The 12,580-nt window shown below is 61.4% G+C and carries 9 protein-coding genes; 1 reads left to right on the top strand and 8 read right to left on the bottom strand.

What is annotated here, in order from left to right:
- Window positions 1-448: 448 nt before the first annotated feature.
- On the bottom strand, window positions 449-1,021 hold the full coding sequence (locus VC35_RS12705; RefSeq protein ID WP_046040428.1) for a DUF2214 family protein: 573 nt from the start codon (window positions 1,019-1,021) through the stop codon (window positions 449-451).
- 203 nt (window positions 1,022-1,224) lie between these two features.
- Here VC35_RS12705 and VC35_RS12700 point away from each other — a divergent pair, with 203 nt between their 5' ends.
- Window positions 1,225-1,857: a dihydrofolate reductase family protein gene (locus VC35_RS12700; protein ID WP_046040426.1), complete on the top strand. Its 633-nt coding sequence runs from the start codon at window positions 1,225-1,227 to the stop codon at window positions 1,855-1,857.
- A gap of 21 nt (window positions 1,858-1,878) precedes the next feature.
- On the opposite strand, the gene VC35_RS12695 is transcribed toward VC35_RS12700, so the two are convergent.
- From VC35_RS12695 to VC35_RS12665, 7 genes are all read right to left on the bottom strand, one after another.
- Window positions 1,879-3,021 carry an acyl-CoA dehydrogenase family protein gene (locus VC35_RS12695; protein WP_046040425.1) on the bottom strand — a complete coding sequence of 381 codons (1,143 nt, stop codon included), beginning with the start codon at window positions 3,019-3,021 and terminating at the stop codon, window positions 1,879-1,881.
- A gap of 12 nt (window positions 3,022-3,033) precedes the next feature.
- Window positions 3,034-4,227, bottom strand: a complete 1,194-nt coding sequence (locus VC35_RS12690; protein WP_046040424.1) for an acyl-CoA dehydrogenase family protein — start codon at window positions 4,225-4,227, stop codon at window positions 3,034-3,036.
- A 55-nt stretch (window positions 4,228-4,282) separates the two neighbouring features.
- Window positions 4,283-5,365: a Zn-dependent alcohol dehydrogenase gene (locus VC35_RS12685; RefSeq protein WP_046040422.1), complete on the bottom strand. Its 1,083-nt coding sequence runs from the start codon at window positions 5,363-5,365 to the stop codon at window positions 4,283-4,285.
- A gap of 28 nt (window positions 5,366-5,393) precedes the next feature.
- A complete protein-coding gene (locus tag VC35_RS12680; protein WP_259674434.1) occupies window positions 5,394-6,824 on the bottom strand; it encodes a coniferyl aldehyde dehydrogenase in 1,431 nt (476 codons plus the stop codon).
- 53 nt (window positions 6,825-6,877) lie between these two features.
- Entirely contained in the window at window positions 6,878-9,088 is a 2,211-nt protein-coding gene (locus VC35_RS12675; RefSeq protein ID WP_046040419.1) for a helix-turn-helix transcriptional regulator, read from the bottom strand.
- A gap of 138 nt (window positions 9,089-9,226) precedes the next feature.
- Window positions 9,227-10,594 carry a DUF1329 domain-containing protein gene (locus VC35_RS12670; RefSeq protein ID WP_046040417.1) on the bottom strand — a complete coding sequence of 456 codons (1,368 nt, stop codon included), beginning with the start codon at window positions 10,592-10,594 and terminating at the stop codon, window positions 9,227-9,229.
- Window positions 10,595-10,620: 26 nt separating this feature from the next.
- Entirely contained in the window at window positions 10,621-12,453 is a 1,833-nt protein-coding gene (locus tag VC35_RS12665) for a DUF1302 domain-containing protein (protein WP_046040416.1), read from the bottom strand.
- Window positions 12,454-12,580 lie beyond the last annotated feature (127 nt).

Raw genomic sequence — 12,580 nt, 5'->3', positions numbered from 1 at the left:
CCACCACCACCACCACCACCATCCTTGGCATAGGCACTGGAGTCATGGGAAATGGAATCTGGTACCAGAACGATGGAAGCCGAAAGGACACCGCCAATTGCCAGCGCCAGCAATCCTCTCTTGAAAAGCAGGTAATTGTTCATCGTGCATTCTCCTGGTGATTTACCGCGAGCAGTGTCAACGCCATACGCGTTGCGATCCGGGAGCGGCATGGGAGCAAACCGTCAAACCTACATCTTCTTTTGAATTCTTGCGCGTGGGATTTTTTCCCACACACAGAAGTTAGCCCTTTCTGGCGCTGGGTCAACCCGCGCAGCAGAAAGCCGACCGACGGCCTGGGGACACAGATGGGGATGAGGGGGGATTGCCCATGCGGGAGTGGCATGGGCGGCGGTACTTTACGTTTTAAACCAGAGGTTTACAGGTACGAAACACGGTCTGTCGATCGCTAACCCGGTACCGAGTTTTTTTGCTCACCGACACTGCCCGCCCTGCCGGCGACTGCCAGTGCCACGCAACAGGCCAGTAACGAGAATCCGGCGAATGCGCCCATCACATGCAGGTAAGGCAACACGTGATTCCATGCTCGAGCCACCCCCAGGAAAGCGGCGAATAGCCAACCGCTCATGGAAAGCGCCCCCAACAAGGCGAGCCGCGTGCGGCCTGCACTGCGCAGTGCGACGAATGGAGCCTTTTGCAGCAGCGGGAAGCCGATTCGATGCAATAGTGCACCGTTGAGGCTCAGCAGCGCGACGACCGTCACCTTGGCCCAGAGTTTCTGATTGAGCAGATACACGTCGCCTTCATTGAGATAACCCTGAAGCACCAGCAACAGTCCGCTTGCCCAAAGGGCCAGCAGCGCAAGGCTGACAATCTTCTGGGTTTCATCGAGGTATTCAAGCCTCGCCTGGTCCAGTATTTCCTTGCGCCAACTCCAAAGCTTGTGATCCGCCTGCAACACCCTCCCCAAGGCAATACACGTAGCGAGCAGATGACCGTACACGAGAAGCATTTTGAGCATTGCCTTGACCTTATTATTGTTTTGGCGCTGCGTTCCCTGCTTCGCTGAATTGAAAGCAAATGATACAAATTAGCAATTGCGTTTTCAAGACAAAAACTACCTACCATTTGTCAGAACCAGCCGCCATACGACTTTCATCGAACATGAAGTCGGTCATTCCTGTGGCGGATAACGCTTAAACCAGGATCAATCAGGAGATCAGCATGCGCACATTGACCGTTGCTGCATTCGTGAGTCTGGATGGTGTCATGCAAGCGCCCGGCGGGCCTGAGGAGGATTCCAGTGGCGGATTCCGCTTCGGTGGCTGGATAGTGCCCTACGCCGACAAAACCACCGGCCAGGCCGTACAGGACCTGTTCTCACAGCCATTCGAGCTGCTGCTGGGGCGTCGTACCTACGACATCTTCGCCGCCTATTGGCCGCACATTCAGGCCGACGCAACCCATCACACCATCGCTGACCTGTTCAACGCCGCCCCCAAGCACGTGGCCACCCATCGCGCCGACTCGCTAGCCTGGCACAACAGTCATGCGCTGGAGGGCAACCTGGTCGATGCGATCGGCGCGCTCAAACGCCAGGACGGTCCTCAGCTACTGACCCAAGGCAGCGGTGACCTGGTGCGCCAACTGCTTGCCGCCGGCCTGGTGGACGAGTTGCGGCTGATGATTCATCCCATCCTGCTGGGGCGCGGCAAGCGCCTGTTCGACGACAACGCACAAGCATCGGCCTTCACCCTGGTGAATTCGATCAGTTCACCCGGAGGGGTACTGATCGCCCGCTACACCCGCAGCGGCGAGGTGCACACAGGTTCGTTCGAGGACGTCAGGCAACGATAGCCAGCGCCACCGCCCCGCGCTTTACGCCACCGGCATCAACTTCGCGTAAACCTGCAAGTGGTGATCGTCATCGCCGAACTGACGCGCCACCATCAGCAGATGCTTGGCATGGTGCGACAACATGTATTCCCAAGTCAGGCCGATACCGCCGTGCAACTGGATGCTTTGGTCCGCGACAAAACGGCTGGCGCGGCTGATGATGAACTTGGCCGCGGCCAGGACGCGGCTGCGCTCGTCACTGTCGGCCTGATCGGCCACGCAGGCGGCGAGCAGGGTCATCGAAGTGGCCTGGTCCAGCTCGATGCGCATATCCACCATGCGGTGTTGCAGCACCTGGAACTTGCCGATGGGCTGACCGAACTGCTGGCGCGTTTTCAGGTAATCGAGGGTCAACGCGCACGCCGCTTCCATGCTGCCGACAGCCTCAGCGCATTGCGCGGCGATGCAGCGGCCTTGCTGATAACGCAGCGCTGGCAAGGCCTGCCCCACTTCGCCGAGTACCGCAGTGCTTTTGACGAACACGTCCTCAAGGTACAGCTCGCAGGCCATCCGCCCATCCAGGGTGTCGAAGGTGCGTCGACTGACGCCGTTGTCTTGCGGGTCGACCAGGAACAGCGTGATGCCCTTCTCGTCCCGAACACCGCCGCTGGTGCGCGCCGACACCAGAATCAGCCCGGCGCTCTGGCCACCGATAATCACCGACTTGCGGCCACTAAGTTTCCAGCCGCCGCTGACTGGCTCGGCGATGGTCTGAACGTCGTGCAACTGGTAGTGACTCTGCGGCTCATCGAGGGCCACGGCCAGTTGCAGGCTGGCGCTGCCGACTTGCGGCAACAGCGTGTCTTTCTGGGCTGCGCAGCCCAACTGCTCGACCAGGCCGCCGGCGAAAATCACCGAGTGCAGGTAAGGCTCCAGGCACAGCCCCCGGCCCAGTTCGGTCATGATCAGCATGTTCTCCACACCGCTGCCACCATAGCCGCCATAGGCTTCGGCAAAGGGCACGGCGCACAGTCCGAGTTCACCCAGTTGCTGCATGAACGGGCCACTGAAACCCTGCCTGCTCCGGCGGTATTGCTCGCGATGCTCAAAACCGTAAACGTCACGCACCAGGCGTGCGGCGGTTTCCTGCAGCATCAGCTGCTCTTCTGTCAGTTTGAAATCCATGGTCGTGGCGCCTTAGAGTTCGAGGATCATTTTCGCGATGATGTTCTTCTGGATTTCATTGGCGCCGCCATAGATCGAGGCCTTGCGCGCATCCAGGTACTGGTAGGTGGCCGCGCTGCTGTAGTCGGTGTAGAGCAACGGTTCGCTGCCATAACCCAGTTCATCTTCAATGAACGGCAATGCATAGGGACCCACGGCCTTGCTGATCAGGTAGGTGATGGCCTGCCGGATCTCGGTGCCCTTGATCTTCAGGAACGAGCTTTCGGCACCGGGTACATCGCCGTTTTGTGTCGCCGCCAACGTGCGCAGGTTGCTCATTTCGGCCGCCATCAATTGCATGTCGACTTCGGCGATCTGCGCGCGGAACAACGGATCTTCGATCAGCGGCCGACCGTCACGGACTTCCTGGCTGGCAATGCGCTTGAGCCGGGTGAGCAATGCTTTGTTCTGCGCGATCCCGCCGATGCTGGTGCGCTCGTGGGTCAGCAAGTACTTGGCGCAGGTCCAGCCCTCATTCTCTTGCCCCACCAGATTCGCCACCGGCACCCGCACGTTGTCGAAGAACACCTCGTTGACTTCATGCTCGCCGTCGAGGGTGATGATCGGCCGCACCGTGATGCCCGGGGTTTTCATATCGATCAGCAGGAACGAAATGCCCCGTTGCTGACGGGCCTCGGGATCGGTGCGTACCAGGCAGAACATCCAGTCGGCAAAGTGCGCCAAGGTGGTCCAGGTTTTCTGGCCGTTGACCACGTAGTGATCGCCCTCGCGCACTGCGCGGGTTTTCAACGACGACAAATCAGAACCGGCACCCGGCTCGGAGTAGCCCTGGCACCACCAGTCCTCACAGGAAAGAATCCGGGGAAGGAAATGTGCTTTCTGCTCGGCGGTGCCGAACTTGATGATCACTGGCGCGACCATTTTCAGGCCGAACGACACCACCTTCGGTGCGCCCGCGGCAAAGCATTCCTCGTCGAAAATATGCTTTTGCACGGCACTCCATCCGGTACCGCCGAACTCGACCGGCCACCCCGGCGCGAGCCAGCCTTGCCGGTCGAGGATCTGCATCCATTGCACCTGATGCGTTTTGCTCAGGCGTTTGCCCAACGAAATCCGCTCGGACAGTTCGCCAGGCAAATTGTCGCGCAAGAAGGCCCGGACTTTCTGGCGAAAGGCCTGTTCCTGTGGGGAAAATTCAATGTCCATCCATCCACTCCAAAAGCATTGGGGCTTACCCGCTCCCACAGGGGAACTGCGGTGTTTATTCGAAAACGATCACCGAGCGCGCCAGCTCACCGCGACGCAGTTCATCGAACGCCTCGTTGATCTGGTCCAGGCGGATGCGCTGGGAAATCATCTCGTCGAGCTTGAGCTTGCCGGACATGTAGAAATCCACCAGGCGCGGCATGTCGACCGGGAAGCGGTTGGAGCCCATCAGCGAACCCTGAATGCGCCGTTCGTGGAGCAATTGCAGCGGGTCGAGTTCGATCTTCAGGCCCGGCTTGAGCATGCCGATCACCGTGGCGGTACCGCCACGGGCCAACATGGCGAACGCCTGCTCGGCGGTTTGCTTGAGGCCGATGCATTCGAACGCGTGGTGCACACCACCACGGGTCAGCTCCATCACTTGCTTGGCGGCATCGCCATCGCGACCGTTGATCACATCGGTGGCGCCGAACTGCCTGGCCAGCTCCAGCTTCGAGTCGAGCATGTCGATGGCGATGATCCGCCCTGCCCCGGCCAGCGCCGCACCGTTGATCGCGGCCAGGCCGATACCGCCGCAACCGATCACGGCCACGGTCTCGCCCGGCCGCACCTTGGCGGTGTTGAACACCGCGCCGGTGCCGGTGGTGACCGCGCAACCGAGCAAGGCGGCGCGGTCCAGAGGCATGTCGCGGCGGATCGCCACGCAGGCGTTTTCGTGCACCAGCATCTGCTCGGCGAACCCGGACAGGTTGACGAATTGCGGCATCGGTTTGTGCACGTAGGTCAGGCGCGGCTCTTCGTCCTTGCCACGTTTGGTTTCCGGCGACACGCAGCGCGCCAGATGGCCGGTCACGCAGTGATCGCAGTGGCCACAGAACACCGTCAGGCAGGTGACCACATGATCGCCGGGCTTGACCGAACGCACTTCGGAGCCGACCTGCTCGACCACACCGGCAGCTTCATGACCCAACACCATCGGGCCGGGATAGGGAAACGAGCCGTCGATGACGTGCAAGTCGGAGTGGCACACACCCACCGCTTTAGTGCGGATCAACACTTCGCGCGGACCCGGTTTGCTGATGCCCACCTCTTCGATGACCAGCGGGGCTCCAACCTGATGGAATACGGCAGCTTTCATGGCAGTTCTCTCAACAATGATGTGGGGTTCAGACCGGGTTGGCCGCTGTACGCAAGACGGCCTTGGCGTGGCTGAAAGTGCGGAAACCGTCGATGCCGTGGTAGGCACCCATGCCGCTCTGGCCGACGCCGCCGAATGGCAAACCTTCGGTGCTGGCGTGGCTCATAACGCCGTTGAGGGTCACGCCACCGGAACAGGTGCGGCTGAGTACCTGGGCCTCTTCGGCGGCATCGTTACCGAAGTAGTACAAGGCCAGCGGACGCGGCCGCGCGTTGATCTGGGCGATGACCTCGCTGATGGTTTCGTAGGGTTTGATCGGCAGCAGCGGGCCGAAGATTTCGTCCTGCATCACCTGCAAATCGTCACCGGGGTTGCGCAGCAACGTCGGCACGATCTTGTTCAGTGTCGATTGGCTGAAATCTTCAGCACCGGCATTCAGTTCGATCAGCTCGACACCGCCGGCGCGGGCCTCGCTCAGGTAATCCTGCAAGCGCTCGAAATGCCGGGCGTTGATGATCGAGGTGTAGTCGGGGTTGTCCCTGAGCGTCGGGAAGAACTTCGCCACTACGGCTTTCGCCACGCCGATGAAGGCGTCCACCGACTCTTGCGGGACAAACACGTAGTCCGGTGCCACGCACAACTGGCCGGCGTTGAGCAGCTTGCCGATCACGACCTTGGCCACCGCGTCGTTGAAGTCCGCCGAGCGCGAGATAATCGTCGGCGACTTGCCGCCCAGCTCCAGGGTCACCGGCACCAGGTTCTCCGCCGCCGCCCGCAACACATGTTTGCCGATGCTGGTGGCGCCGGTGAACAGCAGATGGTCGAACGGCTGGCCACAGAACGCCTGGCCGACCTGCGCACCGCCCAGAACCACCGCTACCTCATCTTCGGCGTACACAGAGCGGATCAACCGAGCGATCAACTCAGAGGTATGCGGATTGAATTCCGACGGTTTGATCATCACCCGGTTGCCCGCTGCCAACGCGCCGGCAAGCCCGCTGAACACCATGTAGCCAGGCACGTTCCAGGCCGTGACGATGCCCACGACCCCCAGGGGCTGGTACTGCACCCAGGCTTCACCGGCCCGGGCCTGGCGCTGTTCCGAGCGCATCCATTGCGCCAGTTCGGCTTTGGTCTGCTTGAGCGTCGCCAGTGGCGACAGCACTTCACTGCCCTTGGAGAAACCGGGGCTGCGATGGCCGAAATCGGCGCTCAGGGCCTCGATGATTTCCTGCTCATGATTGACCAGCAAACCGATCGCCCGGTCGAGCAACTCGCAGCGCTCTTCAAGGGTATAGGGTTCGCGGGCCTGAAAGGCCGCGCGTTGTTTTTCCAGGATCGTGCGGATGTCACAGCTCGTCGAACTCTCGATGGCGCTCATCACTACCTCTCTTGTTTTTGTCAGGACGCGGCCACGGTCGGGCTGCAATGCACAGGGTCTGGCTGCATGGTTGATCATCGCTGGCGCGACGCCGCCACCCGGATCAGGTGGGTGGCGTCACGTCGATGGATTCAAGCGAGGATGCCCATGGCCTTGGCGCTGTTGATGGCCTGGGTGCGACGGCACGCGCCGAGCTTGACGTTGATGTTCTTGGCGTGGGTTTTCACGGTATTTTCCGAGATGAACAAGCGGCTGCCCACCTCCCGTACCGACATGCCTTCGGCCAGCAACTTGAGCACCGAGACCTCGCGGGGCGTCAGGTCATCCTGGTAATCCGCCACGCCGGTCAGGCGAACCGGCGAAACCTTGTCGTCGTTGGCCGGTTGCTCGCGGGCAGCGATCCGGGCGTTCTGCCGTGCGATCGGCCCTTGGTAACACGCCGCGTGGATCTTGCCCCAATGCATGCGCCGCTCGGCTTCGTGCAAATGCCAGCGGGCCTTTTCCGGGTCATGGCTGCGCGAAGCGATTTCCGACAACAGCAGGTAGGCGTTGAGCACAAAGGGGGCGCAGCAGTCGCGGACCTGCAACAGCCCTGCCTGCACCACCACTTCGGCTTCGTGGGTGTGGCCCTGTTGCAACAGCAACTCGCCTTGCATGAACAGCAGCCGCCCGAGCAACGGGTAAGGTTGCGCGCCCTTCACGGTCAGTCGGTTGAGCTCGCTTCGCACCAGCGATTGCGCCTGCCCCCATTGCCCCTGAAGCATCAGCAGGCGCGCCCGGTCGACGTTGACCAACACTTCCGACTCATGACTGCCCTGGCGCCGGGCCAGTTCCAGTGAGTGATCCAGCAGCGACTGGGCCTCGACAAAGTCGCCGCCCTCCATCGCGATCCGCGCCAGGATGCAATGACACAACAACACCGACAGCCAATCCTCCGCCGTCAGCTCGTCAAGGGCCGCCCGACAATGCAGGCGCGCCGAATCGGCATGGCCGCGCAATGCCTGCAAGGTGCCGTACAGCGCCTGCCAGTTCGCCAGCAGACGCTGATTGCGCCGGGCATCGGGCAACGGCAGAAAATGCCCGAGCCGCGCCAGGCACTCGGCGGCTTCGTCCAGTCGCCCGCTGAACAGCAAGGCCTTGGCGCACAGATAGATCAGGCGCGGGCTGCTGTGCAGCAACTGCGGTTCGATACGCTCACGCCAGTCCATCAGCTTGCTCAGATGACGTTCGCCGAGGATCCAGCTCAGCCACAAGCGCTCCATGTAATTGGCAGCCACCTCCGGCTGATCAGCGCACAACGCCTGCTCCACCGCCTCATCGACATGCCCCAGCACGCTGAGCAACTGACAGGCCCGCAGGCGCAACCGATTCAACGGTGCTGCGCTCAACTGGTTTTGCAGGGCCTGTGCCACGGCGGGCAGCAGGCGATACCAACCGGGCTGTTGCTCGACCGGGAACAGAAATGCCCGGCAGTCCAGCAGGCTGTGAAATACCCGACCACCCTGCTGGCCTTCCCATAACTGCTCGCAGAAGTCCGCGCTGAATCGGGACAAATGCGCGAGCCCACACAGGACCTCGCGCTGTTCCTGGCTCAGCCGCGACAACAGTTCGCGCTCAAGGTATTGGCCGAGCAAGGGTGAGGACCGTGCCTGCTCCAGAGAAAGCGACAGGCGAATACCGGCGCACCACCCGCCTGTCTCATGCCAGAGTTTTTCTCTGGCCGGTGCATCGGTGTGTGGCGCCAGGGCATCGATCAGCGATTCGAACTCATCGGGGCGCAGGGCCAGTTGCCCGGCGCCCAGCTCCTGCAACTGGCCGGTCAGCATCAAGCGCGGCAGATTCCAGTCTGGGCGCTGGCGGCAGGTGACCAACACTTGCAGTCGTGGTGTTTTGAGGGACAGGAGTTGGTCGAACCAGTGGTTCAGGTCTGCGGGCATATCGACGGGAAGATCGTCGAATACCAGGTGGATTGGGGCTACCTCAAGGGCCTCATCGCGAGCAGGCTCGCTCCTACAGTTAACCGCGTTCCCCTGTAGGGGCGAGCCTGCTCGCGATAGCAATAGCTCAGGCACCACAGCTCTTGAATCGAGAAACGCCAATACCGCATCCGGCGCAGTATCAGCCGCCAGCCCCAATTCACCCGCCAGTCCTGAAATGAAGTGCTCCAGCGTCTGCGGCTGTGCGCCCAAAGACATCCAGACCACTTGCCCCGGCGGCGCAATGCCTTGCAAATACTGCTGCAACAATGACGTCTTGCCATATCCGGCAGGCGCGCAAAGCAGTTGCAAGCGGCACTGCTTGCCCTCAAGTGCATCGATCAGATGCGGCCGTGGCACAAACATGGCGGACCTCGCTGATGGGAAGTGGACTCCATCATTGAGCCGGACACCGGTTTGCGCGCCACCCGCATCAGGTGGGTGCAAGGCTCGCCATGCATAACGCCCTGCGAACAGGGCGTTGCTTGCGGCGGGGGCGAACGGTCAGCGAATGCCGTCGTTGCGCAGCGCAGCCGGGGTGAAGTCGGTCATCTTCGCGGTCAAGCCATAGGTGGTGGCATGCCTGGACTGGTTGGTCATGGCCAGCACGTTGTAGCGGCCGGCGATCAGGTCGTAGATGCCAAGCATCGCGAAGTTCGGCGCGCCACGCTCGTAATCGTTGATCGCATAACCTTCCGCCACCCGCCACAGCTGGCCACGACCGTCGTAGTGATCGACCTCGGCCAGTTGCCAGGTGTCCTCGTCGAAGTACATGTCACGCTTGGCATACACGTGACGCTGACCGGGCTTGAGCGTGGCCTGCACGTGCCAGACGCGGTGCAGTTCATAGCGCGTCAGGTCCTGGTTGATATGCCCCGGCTTGATGATGTCGTCGTACTTGACCTTCGGCGACTGCAATTTGTAGTTGTTGTACGGGATGTACAGCTCCTGTTTGCCCACCAGCTTCCAGTCATAACGATCCGGAGCACCGTTCATCATGTCGGTGTTGTCGGCGGTGCGCATGCCGTCGGAACCGTTGCCCGGGCCATCGTAAGCCACTTGCGGTGCTCGCCGTACGCGACGCTGACCGGCGTTGTAGACCCACGCCAGGCGCGGTTCCTTGACCTGGTCGATGGTCTCGTGGATCAGGATCACGCTGCCGGCCATGCGCGACGGCGCGGTGATTTCCTGTTTGTAGTAGTACAGGACGTTATCGGCCTGCCCGGCATCGACACCTTCCATCAATTGCGGGAAGGCCAGCTTGTCTTCGTATTCGACGATGGAGTAAGAGCCGTTGGTTTGCGGAGCCGCCTGGGCCGCTATACGTTCCATGTTGCCACCGCGATAACGGTTGGTGTGGTTCCAATAGATCTCCACGCCGTTCTTCGGGATCGGGAACGGGTAGTAACGGGTCTGGGTGAAGTTCACCAGTCCGTTGCCATCGGGCGTCAGCTCGGTGGTCACCGCGCTCTTTTTCGCGATGTCATAGACGTTCTGCGGTGACGCCGCGGTGCGCTGGGTCTTGTACACCGGGATCTTGTAGCTGTCCGGATAGCGCTTGAACATCGCCAGCTGGCCTGGGGTCAGCTTGTCCTTGTACTGGTCGACGTTGGCTGCCGTGATCACGAACTGCGGTTTTTCACCGGCAAACGGATCGCCGAGAAAACCATTGTCGAGTGCCGCCGCACCGGGCTTGAGGCCCCCGGTCCAGGCCGGAATGCTGCCGTTGGCATTGCCCTCTTTCTGCGCCCCCAACGGCGTCAGCGTAGTCCCCAGTTGCGACGCCTCCTGCGGAGAAACCGCGGCCATCACACCGCTGGCCAGCAACGACAGACTCAGTGCGCCAGCGCGCAGAATTAAACGTGCGTTCATGTTCAGTTTCCTCTGGCAGGGTTGCATCAGAAATTCACGCCGAAGCTCAGCGCGGCGTAGTCGCGGTCGACGTTGGTGTTGAAATCGCCACCGAAGTAGTTGGTGTAACTCAGGCTGGCGGTGTAGGTGTTCTGGTAGTCGGCGTCGACACCGAGGCTCACGGCCTTGGAGCCTTCATCGAAGTTCGGGCCGAAACCCTGCACGTCGTGAGACCAGGCAAGGTTCGGCGACAGGTTGATACCGGCGATCACGTTCGGGTAATCGAGCTTGCCGCGCAGGCGATAACCCCAGCTGCTGCTGGTGTAGAAGCCATCGTTGTTGCACTCCTGCGCCGGGTTGCTGGCGTTGGGCAGGCCCGCTGCGGTCCCACGGCAAGTGGCCGCTCCCGCTGCGCCCGGCAGTTCGCCGGAACCGAAGGCCGGACTGCGACCGAAGCGCAAGTCCGTACCGTCCGCCTTGCCCAGGCCGTTGATCTTGTTGTAACCCACCTCGCCCACCAGGGTCAGGCGACTGGCGCCGAAGACCTGATCGAAGAACTGCGTGGCAGTCACCTGCGCCTGGGTCACCGGCATGCGCTTGTAGCCGTTGACCTCGGCCCCCAGAGTGCGTCCGGCGAAACCGGTGGTGATCAGCGGTGACGTCGCGCCGAAGGTCGCGGCGGACAACAGGTCAGCGGTGTTCAGCTGCAGCGGCATGTTTGGCCGGTAGCTGAGTTCGCCACCGAGCGATACGCCGGCGACGTTGGTCTGGAAGCTCAAGCCATACAGACGAATGTCTTCCGGATAATCGATGAAGTAACGCGCACTGCGCGCCGAGGTCACGCCACCGGCCGGGTTGCTCATCTGAGTGATGCTCAGGAACGGGTTGCGGCTGTGGTAATTCATCGCGTAGGCACCGAACTCGGTGTCGTTGGCTTCCGGCACATACCAGCGCAGCGCCAGGCCATACTGGCCACCGTCGCGGGCATCGTTGTCCTTCAGGCGCGGGATGAACGCGTCGTCGGTGCCGGCAGCAATGGCAGCCAAACCGCCAGTGTTCTTCGCGACACCCGGTGGCAGGTCGAGACCGGCGATCACCAGGCGGTCATCACAGCCTTGCGGCACGCCGTCATTGCCGAAGAACGTGCCGCAGTTGTCGACCACCGACTTGTCCCATTGCAGCTGGTAAAACCCTTCGGCGGTGATGTTGTCGGCCAGGCCCTGGGACACATAGAGCAGGTTGACCGGGATCAGGCCCTCCTTCACTTCGGCACCGGGACGACGCAGCGCGGCGACGTCAATCGGGTTGATGCTGTTGATCGAGTTGCCGATGAAGGTACTCTCGCCCCAGCTCACCACTTGCTTGCCCAGGCGCACGTTGCCGACCTGATCGCCAATCGAGTAGTTGTGGTAGACGAAGCTGTCGAGGAACATCGCGCCGGACGACTTGGCCGCACGGTCACGCCCCGAGTCGTCGATGTCATAGAACGGACGGCTCTCGTCCATCAGCTCGAAGTCGTACCAGTATTTGCCGCGCACGAAGGCGCCGCTGTCGCCGTACTTGAGCTCCAGGTCATGCACGCCCTTGAAGATCTTCGAGAAGGTTTCACCCTTCTTGAAGTTCAGGCGGTTGTCGTCGGTGGTCCGGGACGCAGACTTGCCGCCGGTGACACCCTGGGAGTTGAAGTTGGAAATGAATTGCTTGTCTGGATCAGCTGCCGACCAGCTCGCGCCAATCGACAGCGACGAATCGAAACTGCCCTGAATTTCCCCGATATTGAAAGCCACAGCGTGAGCCTGATTGCTCGCGCAAGTGGCAACCATCACAGCGACGGCCAGCAGACTCGGCTGGAAGACTCCGCGCATTGTTTTTGTTGTCATGCGGTTTCTCCGGTTAAGGATTAAGTGTTGGAGCGCCCATGCTAGCGGCGCTCCGTTGGGGGTCTCACACCCGAACGGGTGATTTGAAACAGCGTTATTGATGGGGTTTTGTGCCGCGTAACAACCC

It is taken from the genome of Pseudomonas fluorescens (assembly GCF_000967965.1).
GTDB lineage: Bacteria > Pseudomonadota > Gammaproteobacteria > Pseudomonadales > Pseudomonadaceae > Aquipseudomonas > Aquipseudomonas grandcourensis.
The sequence above is the reverse complement of the archived record's forward strand: the minus strand, read 5'-3'. Positions and strand labels throughout refer to the sequence as shown.